The 16,796-nt window shown below is 66.7% G+C and carries 14 protein-coding genes; 9 read left to right on the plus strand and 5 right to left on the minus strand.

Going from position 1 to position 16,796, the window contains the following annotated elements; genetic code table 11:
- Window position 1: 1 nt before the first annotated feature.
- Genes T8T21_RS15910 through T8T21_RS15925 form a run of 4 tightly spaced genes read left to right on the plus strand, consistent with a single transcriptional unit; the run spans window position 2 to window position 2,385 of the window.
- Entirely contained in the window at window positions 2–541 is a 540-nt protein-coding gene (locus tag T8T21_RS15910; RefSeq protein ID WP_322337668.1) for a hypothetical protein, read from the plus strand.
- A 53-nt stretch (window positions 542–594) separates the two neighbouring features.
- Window positions 595–870 carry a curli assembly protein CsgF gene (locus T8T21_RS15915; RefSeq protein WP_322337669.1) on the plus strand — a complete coding sequence of 92 codons (276 nt, stop codon included), beginning with the start codon at window positions 595–597 and terminating at the stop codon, window positions 868–870.
- Between the two features lie 38 nt (window positions 871–908).
- On the plus strand, window positions 909–1,853 hold the full coding sequence (locus T8T21_RS15920; protein ID WP_322337670.1) for a CsgG/HfaB family protein: 945 nt from the start codon (window positions 909–911) through the stop codon (window positions 1,851–1,853).
- A 16-nt stretch (window positions 1,854–1,869) separates the two neighbouring features.
- Entirely contained in the window at window positions 1,870–2,385 is a 516-nt protein-coding gene (locus tag T8T21_RS15925; protein WP_322337671.1) for an invasion associated locus B family protein, read from the plus strand.
- 405 nt (window positions 2,386–2,790) lie between these two features.
- On the opposite strand, the gene T8T21_RS15930 is transcribed toward T8T21_RS15925, so the two are convergent.
- Window positions 2,791–3,441 (minus strand): winged helix-turn-helix transcriptional regulator, encoded by a 651-nt coding sequence (locus tag T8T21_RS15930; protein ID WP_322337775.1) that lies wholly within the window; start codon window positions 3,439–3,441, stop codon window positions 2,791–2,793.
- Window positions 3,442–3,594: 153 nt separating this feature from the next.
- Between T8T21_RS15930 and T8T21_RS15935 the strand changes: the two genes are divergently transcribed.
- The gene (locus tag T8T21_RS15935) at window positions 3,595–4,746 is read left to right on the plus strand and encodes an acyl-CoA dehydrogenase family protein (RefSeq protein ID WP_322337672.1); all 1,152 of its coding nucleotides are present in this window, start codon (window positions 3,595–3,597) and stop codon (window positions 4,744–4,746) included.
- Here T8T21_RS15935 and T8T21_RS15940 read toward each other — a convergent pair.
- Window positions 4,740–6,389 (minus strand): GXWXG domain-containing protein, encoded by a 1,650-nt coding sequence (locus T8T21_RS15940; protein ID WP_322337673.1) that lies wholly within the window; start codon window positions 6,387–6,389, stop codon window positions 4,740–4,742. The two genes, T8T21_RS15935 and T8T21_RS15940, sit on opposite strands and share 7 nt — an antisense overlap.
- 205 nt (window positions 6,390–6,594) lie before the next feature.
- On the opposite strand from T8T21_RS15940, the gene T8T21_RS15945 reads away from it, so the two are divergent.
- Window positions 6,595–8,586 (plus strand): MASE1 domain-containing protein, encoded by a 1,992-nt coding sequence (locus T8T21_RS15945; RefSeq protein ID WP_322337674.1) that lies wholly within the window; start codon window positions 6,595–6,597, stop codon window positions 8,584–8,586.
- Window positions 8,587–8,783: 197 nt separating this feature from the next.
- Here T8T21_RS15945 and T8T21_RS15950 read toward each other — a convergent pair whose 3' ends face one another.
- On the minus strand, window positions 8,784–9,428 hold the full coding sequence (locus T8T21_RS15950; RefSeq protein ID WP_322337675.1) for a protein-L-isoaspartate(D-aspartate) O-methyltransferase: 645 nt from the start codon (window positions 9,426–9,428) through the stop codon (window positions 8,784–8,786).
- Between the two features lie 265 nt (window positions 9,429–9,693).
- Here T8T21_RS15950 and T8T21_RS15955 point away from each other — a divergent pair, with 265 nt between their 5' ends.
- On the plus strand, window positions 9,694–10,446 hold the full coding sequence (locus T8T21_RS15955; RefSeq protein WP_322337676.1) for a DUF2243 domain-containing protein: 753 nt from the start codon (window positions 9,694–9,696) through the stop codon (window positions 10,444–10,446).
- Window positions 10,447–10,731: 285 nt separating this feature from the next.
- Here the strand turns inward: T8T21_RS15955 and T8T21_RS15960 are convergent, their stop codons facing one another.
- Together T8T21_RS15960 and T8T21_RS15965 are read right to left on the minus strand one after the other, a co-directional pair.
- Window positions 10,732–11,424, minus strand: a complete 693-nt coding sequence (locus tag T8T21_RS15960) for a GntR family transcriptional regulator (RefSeq protein ID WP_322337677.1) — start codon at window positions 11,422–11,424, stop codon at window positions 10,732–10,734.
- Window positions 11,399–14,338, minus strand: a complete 2,940-nt coding sequence (locus tag T8T21_RS15965) for an FAD-binding and (Fe-S)-binding domain-containing protein (protein ID WP_322337678.1) — start codon at window positions 14,336–14,338, stop codon at window positions 11,399–11,401. Before T8T21_RS15965 ends, T8T21_RS15960 begins: the two co-directional genes overlap by 26 nt.
- Before the next feature lie 144 nt (window positions 14,339–14,482).
- Here T8T21_RS15965 and T8T21_RS15970 point away from each other — a divergent pair, with 144 nt between their 5' ends.
- Together T8T21_RS15970 and T8T21_RS15975 are read left to right on the plus strand one after the other, a co-directional pair.
- Window positions 14,483–15,670, plus strand: coding sequence for a pyridoxal-phosphate-dependent aminotransferase family protein (locus tag T8T21_RS15970; RefSeq protein WP_322337679.1), 1,188 nt, complete (start codon window positions 14,483–14,485; stop codon window positions 15,668–15,670).
- Between the two features lie 135 nt (window positions 15,671–15,805).
- Window positions 15,806–16,783, plus strand: coding sequence for a TRAP transporter substrate-binding protein (locus T8T21_RS15975; protein WP_322337680.1), 978 nt, complete (start codon window positions 15,806–15,808; stop codon window positions 16,781–16,783).
- The last annotated feature ends 13 nt before the right edge of the window (window positions 16,784–16,796 follow it).

A 16,796-nucleotide genomic window follows, 5' to 3' on the forward strand; every position in this document is an offset into this window, starting at 1 on the left:
CATGACGCTTCGATATTTCGTCCACGCCGCGCTGATCCTGGTCTGCACATCCGCCACGAATGCCATGGCCCAGCAGCCTCTGGTGTTCGAAGTACAGAACGGCCTCACGCTCGAACAGATCTCCGTCGCCCGCACGCAGGACCCCGGAACCCGAAACGGCCAGACGTCGGGCTCCACCTCCGTCATCGCCCAGACCGGCTCCCGCAACTCGGCTTTCACGGCGACGATCGCCAGCCCCGGGGCGGCGACGACGACACTGCAGGCCGGCAGTGCCAACCTGGCGAACGCCGTCATCCAAGATTCCCCGCGCAGCGTCATCGCCCAGCTGCAGGTTGGCGAAGGCAACACATCGCAGGTCGGGATCATCGGCGGGCGGGACAATGCGGTGGCCACGGCGCAAATCGGCAACAATCTCGGTATCAACTTCGGGCTGGTCAATTCGAAGGGGACCCGCGTGGTTTACGGACAGGCAGGTTCCAACTACTCTGGAGGTATCGTCGTCAGAAACGCTCCACCGGGGACACTCATTACGCTCAACTAGGTGAACGAACGACCGGGGGGGATATCAGCGTGGGGGAATATATGAGATACGTCATGCGGACTCTCGCGGTGGCCATTGCGGCGACGGGCCTGGCCCTGCCTGTGTCCGCCGGGAACCTGATTTATCAGCCGACGATCCCCGCTTTCGGGGGGAACCCGAACAATTTCGATTATTTCATCGGCCTAGCGCAAATTCAGAACCAGCATCAGCCCGAACAGAGCGGTGGAGGAGGGGGCGGCGCGCCGGCCATCAACTTTCCTCCCATCACGATCGATCTGGGCGGTGTGGGGGGCGGAGGCCAGACTCCATCAGATACGCCCACCGAATAGATCGCCTCAAGGCGGCATGGGCCCAAGGACAGTGTAAGATGAATTTAATTATGCGTCTGCGTGGCTGGCAGCTGCTTGCCGCCGCGTGTGTTTCCTTCAGCCTCGCGGGCTGCGCGGTGTCGGATCTGGATTCGGCCGGGACCTCCCGCGATCCGAACGCGACCGATCCGGGCTTTTCCCCTACCTCGAGAGTGGGCGCTTCCCTGATCGCGCTCCCAGCCCCGACCAAGAAGATCGACGTCGCGGTCTACAAATACGCTGATGAGACGGGGAAGAACGAGGCGCAGGACAATTTCTCCAGCTTCTCGCGGGCCGTGTCTCAGGGGAACGCCGCCATCCTGATCGACGTCCTGACCGAGGCCGGGGCAGGCAAGTGGTTCAACGTCGTCGAGCGGGTCGGGCTTCAGAACCTCCTGACCGAGCGGCAGCTCATCGAGCAGACCAACCAGAACTATCTTGGCACGCCGTCGCCACAGCTGCCGCCCCTGCGTTTTGCCGGGATCATGCTCGAAGGCGGCATCGTCGATTATGAAAGCAACGTGCTCACCGGGGGGGCAGGGGCCCGGATTCTCGGTATCGGCGGCTCGCACGAGTATCGGCGCGATCGCGTGGCGGTCGCCCTGCGGGCCGTCAGCGTCTCCACCGGTGAGGTGCTGAGCTCGGTGCAGACCGAGAAGTTCATCTACTCCTTCATGCAGCAGGGGTCGATCTTCCGCTATGTCGCGACGGACCAGATCCTCGAGGCAGAATCTGGCTTTTCCCAGAACGAGCCCACGGGTCTCGCCGTCCGGCAGGCGATCGAGCTGGCGGTGTTCGCGCTGATCGTGGAGGGCGCGGAAGACGGGCTCTGGTCCTTCTCGGATCCGGCCTACCAGAACGAGCTGGTGTCCCTTTATCGACTGAGAAAGGCACAGTCCGCCGGTTCTCCGGCGCAGATCTTGGCGACGGTTCGCGCCGAGCAGGCAGCGGCAGATGATGTTTAGACCGTGTTTCGCCGCGATGCTCGCCCTCGTGGCAGGCGCCGTCATCCAGGTCCGGGAGACCAGTGCGCAAGCGGCACAGTACGAGCGTCGGGAATTCGGGGACTGGGTTGTCGAATGCTCTCCCGCCGAGGAAGCCGGTTGCCAGCTCTACCAACGCATTCTGACCCAGGATCCGCAGGTGGCTGCCCTGGCAGTGGCTCTGCATTGGAAGGAAGAGGTCGGCAGTTTCGACGCACAGATCGCCCTGCCCCTCAACGTGGATCTTAGACAACCGGCGCGCCTGCAGATCGGCGACGACTATTCGATCGACCTTCCTTGGTCGCGTTGCACCAGGCGGGGATGTTTGATCGAAGGAAATTTCGGGTCGAACCTGATAAGCGAGATGCTGCGCGGCCAGACCGCGTCCATCAGGGTGTTTCATGCAACTGATGGCGAGATCCCGATCCCGGTATTTCTCACCGGCTTCGAAGAGGCTGTTCGGGCGGTCGTCTCAGCCGATGCCTTCGAAAAGCTGGTGGCACAGGATAGCTGATGCGATGAGCAGCAATGCGTTGCCATCGCTCGAGAAGATTACCCCTGGAAAGATGGTGGTCGAAAAGGGCAGGTTAGGGGAGGTAGGCGGCATCCTGTTTTGAAGCTCGACTTGGTCTGTTGTGTAGGAAATGGTATAACGAACCCATTTTCCACCACAGGTTGTTCCGGGATGAGACATCCCGGGGAGGTGCGCTGAACGCCTGACGATTTCGGCAGATTGGATTTCCTAGGTCGGGAGCGCATCCGTAGCTGATACACGGCAGGTCAGCGGCCTTCGAAAGAGGGCATCACGACTCGAATGCCCGATAACGCTTAGACTTGGCCTACCTCTTCGGACACCGTCGTCGTGATGATGAGGGCGTTGCCGACGCATGCAGGTGCCGAAGTGGTCGTTCCCTCGCTCTCACTCGACCATGCGCTCCAGCGGCGCAAAGACGCTGAGTGTCATCCATGCCTTCACCTGCCGCTGCAGCATCGGCGATGCGTCCAGCCGGATCGCGCCGGTTTCGATCTCGTCGACGAAGCGCGTCACGCCCATCCAGACCGAGGTCATGGCGCGCAGATCCGCCGTGATCAGCACGTCGATCTCGAAGCCCGGATCGACCCGGCACAGATCGGTGCCGTCGCCGTCGATCACCAGCCACCAATCGCGCACGGCCTGCGGCAATCCGGGGTACAGAAACTGGATCGTACAGCGGCTCTCCGGCCTCGGTTCAGGGTTAAAGTTGCGCCGGATGTCCCACATGAGCAGCGACGGATCGAGGTTGCGCAACGACAGCCGCGACTCGATCCAGCGCTGACCCCAGTTCCCGAGCCCGACGATCAGCGGCCGCAACTCCTCCCCAGCCTCTGTCAGGTGGTACTCCTGCGTGCCGCGCGGCGAGACCTCCGTCCGCACCACCCCGGCCAGCTCCAACTCCTTGAGCCGCTTGGACAACAGCGTCGGCGACATGCGGGGCACGCCGCGGCGAATATCGTTGAACCGGGTCGAGCCGCAGAGCAATTCGCGCATCACCAGCGGCGTCCAGCGGGTGCAAATCACTTCCGACGCCATGGAGACAGGGCAGAACTGGCCGTAGAGATTCCTGATTTCCACGAGAGCCTCCCTAGCCGCAGAGCATAGCAGACAAGCTCCAGTTTCTGAACTTTTCCGACTCGTCCCTCCGGGCGCAGGCTCCCGGTGCATCCAATGAAAGGGAGCGAGACGATGGGAGAGATTCAGCATATCGAGCGGGCCGAGGCCCGTGACCTGAAACCGGCGGCGCGTGCCTTGGCCCGAACCTGCGCGGCAGAGGCCGCAGCCCGCGACGCGGAGGACAGCTTCGTCGCGGAAAGCTACGACCGGGCGCGGGCAGCCGGGCTGCTCGATGCCGGCGTGCCGGCCGAGCTTGGCGGCGGCGGCGCCGATATCCGGGCGCTGTGCGGGATGCTGCGCGAGTTGGCGCATGGCTGCTCCTCCACGGCGCTCGCGCTGTCGATGCACAGCCACCAGGTCGCCTTTCCGGCATGGCGCTGGCACCACCAGCCACAGACCCGGGACAAGACCGAGCCGTTGCTGCGCCGGATCGCCGCCGAGAAACTGGTGCTGCTGTCCTCGGGCGGCGGCGACTGGATCGGCGGTTCGGGTAAGGCCGAGCCGGTCGAGGGCGGCTACAGGGTGACGGCGCGCAAGATGTTCGTCTCGGGCGCTCCGGCCGGGCAGCTGTTGATGACCAGCGCGATCTCGCCCGAAGAGGGCGGAACGATCATCCATTTCCCCTGCCCAATGGGCGCGGCGGAGGTTTCGATCCTCGACACTTGGCACACGCTGGGCATGCGCGGCACGGGCAGCCACGACGTGATGATCGACAGGCTGTTCGTGCCGCAGGAGAAGGTCGCGGTGAAGCGGCCGCAGGGCCAGTGGCATCCGGTCTTCTTCATCCTCGCCACGGTCGCCTTTCCGCTGATCTACGCGGCCTATCTCGGCGTGGCCGAACGCGCCCGCGATCTGGCGATCGAGATCGCCGCGCGACGCCCGGCCTCGGCGTTGTCGCGCGACCGCGCGGGCCGGATGGAGACCGCGCTCGCCACAGCAAGGATGGCGCATCGGCATATGGTCGAGACCGCCGAGCTGAACGTGCCCTCGGCTGAGACCGTCAACCAGACGATGATCGGCCGCCGGCTGGTCGAGGAGAACGCGATCCGCACGGTCGAACTGGCCATGGAGCTGGCCGGCGGTGCCGGCTTCTACCGCAAGGCGGAGTTGGAGCGCCTGTTCCGCGACATTCAGGCGGCGCGCTACCACCCGCTCCAGAAGGAAGTACAGTCGGCCTTCGCGGGCGCGACGGCGCTCGGTCAATCGACGGCCGAGATCTACTGAGACGGAGGCAGGGGGCTGCCGCGTCGATGCGGCAGTCCCCTGCCTGTGCATGCATCTGGTGACACATGATCGGCAGCGCGGGCTTTCGCGCCATCATCCTCGATTGTCAGCAGGAAGAAATAGGGCGGCGAGGATCGCGCCTGCATCAGTCCGAGCAGACGCGTCTCGTCGATGCGGCGGAAATGATCGATGATCGGCTGGCGGTCATAGATCATCGCCGCGCCGACATGACCGCGAAACCGGACCGGCGCGAGGCGCGCCGCCGGGCCATTGGCCCGCAACGCGCTGCGCAGCAGCGCAAAGCCTGCCTGGGCCGGACGGCTCCGGGCGAGGCGGGGAAAGCGCAGCGCCAGCCCGAGCGGCATCCGCGCGGGGTCGAGCGCGATCCCGGGCTCGAAGATCAGAGGGTCGACATTGTCCGCGCTCTCGAAGCGCTTGCCGCGCCAGCCGAGGGTTTCGAGCAGGCCGTCGAGCGGGTGTCCGGTCGAAAGCTCCGCCCCGCGCCAATCGCCGATGAGTTCTTCGGGGGTGACAGGGGGCAGCCCGTCAAAGCGCGCGAGCGCCGCCTCGGTCGAAAGCCCCTGCTTGCGCCAGCGCCTAAGCCAATGCGGCTCCGCCTCCCCTCCGGTGGAAGCTTTCCCTTCCGGAGCCACACTCCCGGGGTCCGCCGCGGCGGCGAGTTCGGCGGCGACGATGCCGAGCCGGTCGGCATAGCGGGCCGAGTGGTGGAAGCCGGTCACGTGTCGGGCCCCGGCGGCCCGCGCGACCTCGCCCGCGGCACGGGCGGTAAGATGCGCCGTGGCGGTGGCGAGGTCGCGGTCCTCTTCCAGAAAGACCGCCTCTATGAATAGGTGATCGGCATCCCGGGCCAGCGCGACGATCCGGTCGCGGTTGTCGGCGGTGTCGGCGGTGTCGGTGACATAGGCCACGCGCTGCCCTGAGCCGACCTGCAGGACGCTTCCTTTTAGATCGCCGAGCGGCACCGATCCGTGGCCCGGGATCTCGATGCAGCGGTCATCGGCCGCCCCGGCACGGCTCGCCGTCTTCGCGGCGTCGATCCACGGGCCCACGGGCAGGCCGCGCGCCTCGAGCGCGCTGCGCCAGACATTCACGCGCAGCCGCTCCTGCAGCGCGAAGGCGAGCGAGGGCACCCGGTGGTCGAGGGCCGTGGCCTCGACCGTGAAGTCAGGCTCATCGAGCACCATGCCCGAACCGAGTTCGGTGGGAGGCAGGTCACGGCGGCGGAAGGCCTCGCGGGCCCGGAACTCGGCTGCGGCTGAAAGGCGCTGGCCGTCGAACTCCCGCACCGTCAGCCGGAAATCGACCGAGCTCGCGTCGAGCAGGTTCCAGGTGAAGGCGCCAAGACGGCTCTCGGTCTGGCGCAGGATCCCCTCCGGCCCAATGATGGCGAGCGGGCGCGGTCGGTGCAGCCGCAGCCGCAACAGCCGGTCGAAACCCGCGACATGATCCATATGCGCATGCGAAATGAAGACATGGCTGACCCGCAGCAGTTCACGCGGGGTGAGCGGCTCGAGGTCGCCCAGATCAAAGAGCATGGCCCGCCGACCGAAGCGAAAGTCGAGATAGACGCTGGGATCGCCGTCGGGCGGGTTCACGAGGCGGGGCTGAACGAACTGGGTCATCGCCGTTCCAACTTACGCAGACGGCTCAGGTTCAGGCCATAGTTCGGGTCTTCCGCGATCCGATTACTGGCCCTAAGAAGGAAGCGTGGCGATCCCGGCCAGCCCCTGTCGCCGCATTGGCCGTTCCCGGCCGGTCGGGTAAAACCGGATCGCAATTGTCTCGTGCCCCGTGTATCGGTTTCTTTCCCGAGGAGAGTGAGATCGCATGGCGTCCGCTACCGACACACCGAACGGTCCCGCTCGGCGCGGCGAGACGCTGCCGATGAGGTTCGGCCTGTCTTCGGGGACGCCCGGCGCCACCAAGCTGGTGGTCTTCTTCCTCACCTACATGCTCGCCGCCGCCTTCGGGCGCTGGATGATCGTGATCCCGGACATGCCGATCACCGTCTGGCCGCCGAATGGTGTCGTCCTCGCCATGCTGCTCACGCAGCCGCGGCGCAGCTGGGGCTGGTGGCTCGGGCTAGGCGCCCTGGGCGAGCTGACGGGCAACGCGCTGTGGTACCAGAACCAGGTGATCTGGGCGCTGGGGTATATCCTCGCGAACGCGGCGGCGGTCGTCGCGGCCGCGCTTCTTCTCGCCTCGGACCTGACGGCCTCGTTCCGTCGCTTTGCCACGCTGCGACAGGTGCTGGCCTTTCTCGCCATCGGCGTGCTGGGCGCGCCGGTCATCAGCGCGACGCTGGGCAGTGCGGTCGTGGCGATTTCCGGCGGGAACGGTTTCATCGAGACCTGGCCCGCCTGGTGGCTCGGCGATGCGACCGGCACCCTGATCTCCACCCCGCTGGTCATCTCGGTCGCCAATGCCTGGCGCGACAGGGCCTGGCCCAATATGGCGCAGGTGGCCGAAGGCGCGGCCATCGCGGTGGTGCTGGCGGGGCTGAGCCTGTGGGTGCTATCGAACGGCGCCGTCTTCGCCTTCCTGCTGCCGGTGCCGGTCCTCTGGGCGGCGCTGCGCTTCGAGTTTCGCGGCGCGGCGCTGGCGGTTCTGGTGCTGACGCTGGCGATGGGCGTGCATGCGCAGAGCTTTCATCACGCGCCGCTATCGGATGCTGGCATCGCCCTGCTGCACACCAAGCTGCAGGTCCTGATCCTCGTCGCCGCCTCGACCGGCCTCATCGTCGCGGCCATCATCCGCCAGCAGCGGCAGGCGCTCTCGGATCTGGCACGCATCAATGACGATCTGGAGGCCCGGGTGGCGGAGCGGACCCGCGCCATCGAGGCCGCCGAGCAGCGCTTCAAGGCGACCTTCCAGAACGCCGGCGTCGGCATCAGCATCGTGAGCGGGGACGGCGCGCTGCTGCGCGTCAATGACAGCCTGGCACGGATGCTCGGCCGCGAGGTCACGGAGATGGAGGACCACCGTCTCGAGGAGTTCACACATCCCGCGGATCGCGCCATGGGCGACGCGGCGTGGGGCCGGCTCGTCTCCGGCGAGGCCGATGAATACGATCTCGAGAAGCGCTATCTCCATAAGGAAGGCCACGCGGTCTGGGGCCATACCACGGTGAGCTGCGTCCGCCGACCGGACGGTCGGATCGACTACCTCATCAAGGTCATTCAGGACATCACCGAGCGCAAGCGCTCGGAGGCGGTGCGCCAGATGCTGATGCGCGAGGTCAGCCACCGCAGCAAGAACCTCTTGGCCATCGTCCAGGTGATCGCGCGCCAGACGGCGGCGCGCACGCCGCAGCATTTCGCCGAAACCTTCGGCCGGCGGCTGCAGGCACTGGCGGCGAACCAGGACATCCTCGTCAACAACCAGTGGCAGCGCGTCGAGCTGATCGATCTCGTGCGCGGCCAGCTCCAGCATTTCGAAGCGGTCGGCCACCGGGTCGAGACCTCCGGCCCGAGTGTCATGGTGCCGCCCGCCGCGGCGCAGACGCTGGGCATGGCGCTGCACGAGCTTGCGACCAACGCCGCGAAATACGGCAGCCTCAGCAACGAGGCCGGGCGGGTCGAGATCTCATGGGCGGTCGAGGCCGAAAGCTTTTGCATGAGCTGGCGCGAGAGCGGCGGGCCTCCGGTCACGGCGCCTGACCGGACCGGCTTCGGCACCACCGTGCTCGACCAGCTCACCGCCTCGTCGATGTCGGGGCAGGTCGACATCCGCTACGCGCCCGAAGGGCTGATCTGGGAGCTGCGCTGCCCGCTTTCGGCGCTGCGGGAGAATGCCGGCGCGGAGGCCGGTGCTGAGTAGCCCGGCTTGATGCTGCCTCTACCGGCGCGTTCGCCCCAAAGCTTGGTTTCGGCGTGCGCACCGAACGGTCCTGTTTCCGGCGCGACAGCGGCAGACGGGTCCGCTTCGTCCGGCGGATTGGCGGGCATGCCCTGCCTATGGAGGGGTAGGAATGCGATGGCTTCGCAGCAGGCGCTCAGTTGCCGGCGCTGCGCAACCTACGGAAAGTCCCACCCCTCCGCGCCTAGCAAAGGCACGAAACGGACACCGCCGAGATCCTCGGATTCGGCATCTGGATCGCCGGGATGGGGCGCGGTCAGCCGCAGCAGGCGCTGTGCCCACTGGCTGCCGACCGGCATGATCAGCCGCCCACCAGGCGCCAGCTGGCGTCGCAGCGGGTCGGGCAGGCGCGGCCCGGCGGCAGAAACGATGATCGCGTCGAAAGGGGCGGATTCCGGCGCACCGCCGCTGCCATCGGCGCAGCGCAGTTCCACCTCGTATCCAAGTTCGCGAAGGCGGTCGCGCGCTGCGTCGGCCAGCGTCGCGTCGCGCTCGATGGCCAGCACGCGCCCCCCCATCTGCGCCATCACCGCAGCCGCATAGCCCGATCCGGCGCCGATCTCGAGCACCCGGCTGCCCGGTCCGATCCCGGCGGCCTCGATCATCCGGGCAACGATCCATGGCTGGGAGATGGTCTGTCCCGACCCGATCGGCAGCGGCTGATTGGCATAGGCAAAGCTGCGGAGCTTGGGGGGAACGAAAGCTTCGCGCGGCACCTTGCCCATGGCGCGCAGCACCGCTTCATCCTTGATCCCGCGCGCCGCGAGCTGTCGCGCCACCATGTCCTGTCGGGCTTCCCGCATCGGTCCCCCTGTTTGTCGACACTTCCCCGATCTGCAGAGTGTATACCCTAGTCGAGCCGCATCTCGGCGACCCGTTCCTCGGCGCGCTGAAGGCATCCATGAGATCCCGCGTTTCCCAAGGCAGGGTCGGCTTGGCGGACAGCAGCCTTCAGCGGTTGGCTCAAAGCAGATCCCTGTTTTCAGAGCGCGCAGTCGAACTTAGGCAGGCAACGCCTCGGAACCCGCTGGGAGCAAAGCGGTTCGGATGGCAGGAGGACCATCACCGATGTGGAAGACGCGCTGGACCCGCTATGGTCTATTGCTGGGCATTGCCCTTGGCGGGTTCTTCGACGGCATCCTCCTGCACCAGATCCTGCAATGGCACCACCTTCTCAGCCTCGTCCCCGGGGTGACCGACCTCCGCGCACAGGTACTTTGGGACGGCTACTTCCATGTTCTGATGTATCTTCTCGCCGGGATCGGCCTCTGGGGCCTGTGGCGCGAGCATCTGCGGCAGGCGGCGATGCAGGGTCGTATGCTGCTTGGCGCCCTGATCGCCGGTTTTGGCCTCTGGCATATCCTCGACAGCGTGTTGTCGCATTGGCTACTCGGCATTCATCGCATTAAGATCGACAGCGAAGTGCCTCTGATATGGGACATTTCCTGGTTCATCGCCTTCGGGCTGCTGCCCTTGGCGATCGGGTGGATACTTGGGCGAAACGGCGGCCCGCCTCTACGTCGGGCGACTCCCATGCTGATCTTCCTGACGCTCCTCGGCGTCAGCGGGGGTGGCTGGGCCCTTCGTCCGCCATCGGATCAGCCCTTCACCACTGTGGTGTTTCGCGCGAACTTAGCTCCAGAAGAGATTGAAGTGGCTTTGGAAAAACTTGGCGCCCGCCTCGTCTGGGCCGATCCGGAGATTAGTGTGGTGGTGCTGGATATTCCTACGGAGCGCCGGTGGCAGTTGTTTCGCCACGGTGCGCTTCTGGTCAGCGGAACCGGCGTCCCGGCGGGATGCTTCAACTGGAGCACAGCATAGCTTCGCGCCCTGCCTCTTGCGCACAAATGCCAAAAACTTGGATGTGCAGTGTCTTGCCGTTGAAAGCTAAGCCTGACTCGTCCACTGGTGTCCCAGCGTTAGGCGCAGCGGGCGCTGGCAGATAGCATTACAGCCACGTCCGCTTTTGGCGCCCGGTTAGTCGGCGGCTACGTTATGCCTTCGGCGACCGACTGAAATCGGATCGAGGAACTCTCCTCTCCCATACGCTAAACGAAGGCTTCTGTTGAAAGCTGCTTCCTGCCGAAGCGGACGCGAGCCTCTCGCTCAACCCGCAGTTCCGCTGCGGCGCGCTTCGAGGATCGCGGCGAGCTTGGCCATCATGTGGTCGTGCAGCAGCTTTCCCAGCTTCGCGCCGTCGCGCGCTGCGAGCGCCACCGCAATGCGCTCATGCTCGGCCAAGGCCTTTTCCCAGCGGCTGCGGGTCAGGTTGGCCTGATAGCGCGCGCGATGGATCTGGCCGGCGACGGTGGCATGGGTGCGGGCCAGCGTCTCGTTGCGGCTGGCGGCGAGGATCGCGGCGTGGATCCGCTGGTTGATCTCGAAATAGCGCGGCCGATCACCGGCCTCCACCGCCGCGCGCAGGGCCGCGGTCAGCCGGGTGATCTCGGCAATCTCGTCGGCGCTCGCGCGCTCGGCGGCCCGCTCGCCCGCGAGCCCTTCGAGTGCTGCGAGGATCGGGAAGGCATCTGCCAACTCGTCGTCACTGCGCCGAGCCACCACCGCGCCGCGGTTCGGGATCAGGTCGATCAGCCCCTCCGCGGCGAGGATCTTCATCGCCTCGCGCAGCGGGGTTCGCGAGACGCCGAACCGCTCGGTCAGCTCCTTCTCGCGGATCTTCTCGCCGCCCTTCAACTCGCCCTCGAAGATCAGCCTGCGTAGCGCGTCGGCGACCTGCACGGCGAGCGCGGGCCGAGTCAGCATTTCCTCGGAATCAGGAAGCTGCGGGTTCGCTCTCATGCCGATCTCCTTCCTCGTCCGAGGTCATCCGGTCGAAGACCTCGGCGATGTGCAGCGCGCGCCGCCCCGTGCCGTCGGCGATCTGATGCCTGCACGACGTGCCGTTGGCAATGATCAGCGCCTCGGGCGCGGCGCGGCGCACCGCGGGCAGCAGATCCGCCTCGCCCATGGCGAGCGAGACGTCGATGGTATCCGCGCCGTAGCCAAAGGCGCCGGCCATGCCACAGCAGGAGGATTGTATCATTTCGGCGTCGAGACCGGGAATCGCGGCCAGCGCACGGGTCATCTCGCCCATCGCGCCCGCCGCCTTCTGATGGCAGTGACCGTGCACATGTGCTTTGGTCGCAGAGGCGTCGAAGCGCAGCTTCATCCGCCCCGCCGCGGTCTCGCGCGCTACGAATTCCTCGAAGAGCAGCGCGCCCTTGGCCAGGCGCTCGGCTTCCTCGCCGGGCAGCAGCGCCCGGAATTCGTCGCGCAGGGTCAGCAGGCAGGACGGCTCGAGCCCGATCACCGGGCGTCCGGCCTCGACATGTGGCAGAAGCGCCGCGAGCGTGCGGCGCGCCTCTTCGCGGGCGCGGTCGATCATCCCGGCTGCCAGATAGGTGCGGCCGCAGCACAGTGGCCGTCCCCCTTCGGGCACCGCCGAGTGCACGGTGTAGCCGGCACGGGCCAACACTCTGAGCGCGGCGCGCGGGATCTCGGGCTCCATCCAGCGGCTGAAAGTGTCGGCGAAGAGCACGACCTCTCCCGCGTCGCCTTGCGGCGCGGCGGCGATCTCGGTCTCGTGGAAGGCGTCGCGGCGGAAGCGCGGCAGGCTGCGCCGGGCCGAAATGCCGGTGATCCGCTCAGCCAATCGCGCCACGGCCGGCACCCGCTCGCGCAGCGCAAACAGTGGACCGGCATGGGCGGCGATGCGGGCATGGCGCGGCAGGCCCGCGATCAGCCGATCCTTGAGCGAAAAACCCAGCTTCTGGCCGCGCTGATGCAGCACCTCCGTCTTCATCTTGGCCATGTCGACGCCGGTCGGGCATTCGCGCTGGCAGGCCTTGCAGCCGACGCAGAGCTTCATCGTCTCGGCCATCTCGTCGGAGAACAGCGCGTCGCGGCCGAGCTTGCCCGACAGTGCCAGCCGCAGCGTGTTGGCGCGGCCGCGGGTGACGTCCTTCTCGTTGCGCGTCACCCGGTAACTCGGGCACATCACGCCGCCCTGCAGCTTGCGGCAGGCGCCGTTGTTGTTGCACATTTCGATCGCGCCCTGCAGCCCTCCCGAGGCGCCGGACCAGGCCGACCAGTCGAAACCGGTGTCGAGATCGTCCAAGCGGTAGCCCTCGGGGTAGCGCAGCAGCGACCGGTCATCCATGCGCGGCGGCTCGACGATCTTGTTCGGGTTCAGGCGGCGATCCGGGTCAAAGGCCTCCTTTACCTCTTCGAAGGCGCGCACCATGCGCGGGCCGAACATCTTCTCGTGGAATTCGGAGCGCACGATTCCATCGCCATGCTCGCCGGAATGCGATCCCTTATAGTCGCGCACCATGTCGAAGGCTTCTTCGGCGATCGCGCGCATCGCCTTCACGTCCTTCTCCAGCCGCAGGTTCAGCACCGGGCGGACATGGAGGCAGCCCTCCGAGGCATGCGCGTACCAGGTGCCCTCGGTGCCGTGCTTACGGAATATTTCCGTGAGCCGGTCCGTGTAGTCGGCCAGGTGCTCGAGCGGCACCGCCGCGTCCTCGACGAAGGAGACGGGTTTGCCGGCCTGCTTCATCGACATCATGATGTTCAGGCCGGATTTGCGCAGCTCCCCGATATCGGCCATCAGACCGGGATCCCAGACTTCGACCACGCCGCCCTCGTGTGCCCCGCCGCGGCCGAAGCCGTAGCCCAGATCCGACATGGTGTCGTGCAGCTGGGCGATCCGCTCCGCGTTGGTCTCGGGGTCGTCGAACTCGACGAAGAGCAGCGCCGCCGGGTCGCCCTTCACGAAGGCGTCGAGCGTCGGCACGAAGGCCGGGATGTCGCGGGCGAGGCCGAGCATGGTGCGATCGACCAGCTCGACCTGGGTGGGGTCGAGCCGGACCAGATGCTGCGCCGCCTCCATCGCCGCGCGGAAGGTCGGGAAATGGCAGACGCCCTGCACCTTCTGCTGGGCGGGCAGGGGGGAAAGCCGGATCTCGATCGCGGTCGAAACGGCGAGGGTGCCCTCAGAGCCGACCAGCAGATGGGCGAGGTTGACCGGGTGCCCGTTCGGGACCAGCGCGTCGATGTTGTAGCCACCGACGCGGCGCTGCACCTTGGGAAAGCGGCGCTCGATCTCTTCCGCCTCGCGCGCACCGAGGCCCAAGAGCCGCTGCATCAGCGCTTCGGGCACGCGGTTGCCCGTGCCGGGCCCGAAATCGAACTCGGTCCCGTCGGCGAGCAGAGCGCTGATCGAGATGACGTTGTCGCGGGTGGTGCCATAGCGCAGCGAACGCGCGCCGCAGGAATTGTTGCCGACCATGCCGCCGATGGTGGCGCGCGAGGCGGTCGAGACATCGACGGGAAACCATAGCCCGTGCGGCTTGAGCTGACGGTTCAGCTCGTCGAGGACGATGCCCGGCTCGACCACCGCGCGGCGCCCCGCCCCGTCGAGCTCGAGGATCCGGTTGAAATGCTTCGAGCAGTCGAGGATCAGCCCGGTGTTGATCGTCTGTCCGCATTGCGAGGTACCGCCGCCGCGCAAGGTGACGGGCAGCCCGTCCTCGCGCGCCGCGTCGAGGGCGCGGGCCACGTCGGTGGCGCTTCGGGGCACCGCCACCCCGGCCGGCATGATCTGGTAATGCGAGGCGTCGGTCGCGTAGCGCCCACGCGAGAAGGCGTCGAAGAGCAGCTCGCCCTCGAAATCCCGGGCCAGCCGGCGTCTCAGTCCCTCGCGCAGCATCCTGTCGATCCCCCGGCCCCTACGGTCATATTCGTTCTTGACTCGAATTATGAATTCAGAATTCAATCCAAGTCAACCGACTGGCCCGGACCCGAACCGCAGGGTCGCCGAGCGGCCGGGCCGCACCTCAAGGGAGCTCTCTCCATGCCTGCTGGCCGTCATTTCCTACAGATCCCCGGGCCTTCGAACGTGCCCGATCGTATCCTGCGGGCCATGGACTACCCGACCATGGACCATCGCGGTCCGGCCTTCGCCGATGTCGGGCGCGCCGCGCTCGAAGGCGCGAAATGGGTGTTCAAGACCGAGAGCCGGGTGATCATCTACCCCTCCTCGGGCACCGGCGCCTGGGAGGCCGCGCTGGTCAACACGCTGTCGCCCGGAGACACGGTGCTGATGTATGAGACCGGCCATTTCGCGACGCTGTGGAAGGCGCTGGCCGAGCGACTCGGCCTGAAGCCCATATTCATCGAGGGCGACTGGCGCCGCGGCGCCGATCCGGAGGCGATCGAGGCGCGGCTGCGCGAGGACAGGTCCCACGAGATCAAGGCGGTCTGCGTGGTCCACAACGAGACCTCGACCGGATCGGTCTCGCCCATCGCCGCGATCCGCCGCGCCATCGATGCCGCCGGACACCCGGCGCTGTTCATAGTGGACACGATCTCGGGGCTCGGCTCGATCGATTACCGCCACGACGAATGGGGCGTCGACGTCGCCGTCTCCGGCTCGCAGAAGGGGCTTATGCTGCCGCCGGGGCTGTCCTTCAACGCGGTCAGCGAAAAAGCCATCGCCGCTTCGCGCAAGGCGGGTCTCACCCGGTCCTACTGGGCCTGGGACGAGATGCTGGGGCCGAACGACAAGGGCTACTTCCCCTACACCCCCGCGACCAACCTGCTCTACGGCCTGAACGAGGCGATCGCGATGCTCAAGGAGGAGGGGCTGGAGAACGTCTTTGCGCGCCATGCCCGTCATGGCGCGGCGACGTGTGCCGCGGTGCAGGCCTGGGGGCTCGAGGTGCTCTGCGCGCGGTCCGAGGATTACTCTGGCGTGCTGACCGCGGTGTTGCTGCCGGATGGCCATTCCGCCGACGGCTTCCGCGCCGTGGCGCTCGAGAAGTACGACATCTCCTTCGGCAACGGGCTGAGCAAGGTGGCCGATCGGGTTTTCCGCATCGGTCATCTTGGCGATTTCAACGATCTCATGCTCTGCGGCACCCTCTCGGGGGTGGAGATGGCGCTTGGCGATGCGGGCGTGCCGCATCGCAAAGGCGGCGTGCAGGCGGCGATGGAGGTGCTCGGCGGCGGCCGGCCCGCGCAACGGGCCGCCGCCGAATAGGCGCCCCGTGCCCGCGGCCCGGTGGAGGCGGTGGCAGCGGACACGGGAAGGGAGAGGAGGCGGCGGGGCGGACAGAGCCGGAAAAGGCCGGTCGCTCCGCCGCACGTCGGAAGATTCACCAGGGAGGACGACAAGATGACCATAAAGATTCTCGCGACCGCGGCGATCTCGGCGCTGATCGCCGGGCAGGCCGCGGCCGCCGACATGACGCTGCGCTTCGGCCATGTCGGCAATCCCGGCTCGCTCTTCGAGGCGACCGCCGAGCATTTCGCCGAATGCGCCAACGCGGCCCTCGGCGAGACGGCGGAGGTGCAGACCTTCGGCTCCTCGCAGCTCGGCAACGACCAGGAGATGCTGCAGAAGCTCAAGCTCGGGCAGGTGCAGTTCGCGCTGCCCTCCTCGGTGATGTCCTCGGTCGATGACCGCTTCGGGGTGTTCGAGATGCCCTACATCATCAAGGATCGCGACCACATGCGCCGGGTCCAGGCCGAGATGATGGACGTCTTCGAAGAGGCCGCCAACGACAAGGGCTACACCATCGTCGGCCTCGCCGAGAACGGCTTTCGCCACATCACCAACAACCTGCGCCCAATCAACGTGCCGGCCGATCTCGACGGGGTGAAGTTGCGGACACCGAACGGCAGCTGGCGGGTGAAGATGTTCCAGCAATACGGCGCCAACCCGACGCCGATGTCCTTCTCGGACGTGTTCACCGCGCTGCAGACCGGCGTGATCGACGGCCAGGAAAACCCCTACGCGCAGATCGCCTCGGCCAAGTTCCAGGAGGTGCAGGACTACCTCTCGATCACCGGCCATGTCTACACGCCGGCCTATATCCTCGCCTCCAAAAAGCATTTCGACGGGCTGCCCGAAGAGATGCAGGCGACGCTCAAGGACTGCGCCAGCCAGACCCAGGATTTCACCTATGAGCACGCGGCCCAGCTCGAGGTCGACCTGCTGGAGGAGATCAAGGCTGCCGGCGTCGAGGTGAACGAGGCCGACAAGGACGCCTTCATCGCCGCGTCGCGCCCGGTCTACGACGCCTTCGCCGCCGAGGTCGATGGCGGTGGCGATCTGATCGACAAGGTACTCGCGCTCGGCGGATCGAGCTGAGCGGGACCGGGGC

It is taken from the genome of Limimaricola variabilis (assembly GCF_034371605.1).
In the GTDB taxonomy this organism is placed as follows: Bacteria; Pseudomonadota; Alphaproteobacteria; order Rhodobacterales; family Rhodobacteraceae; genus Limimaricola; species Limimaricola variabilis.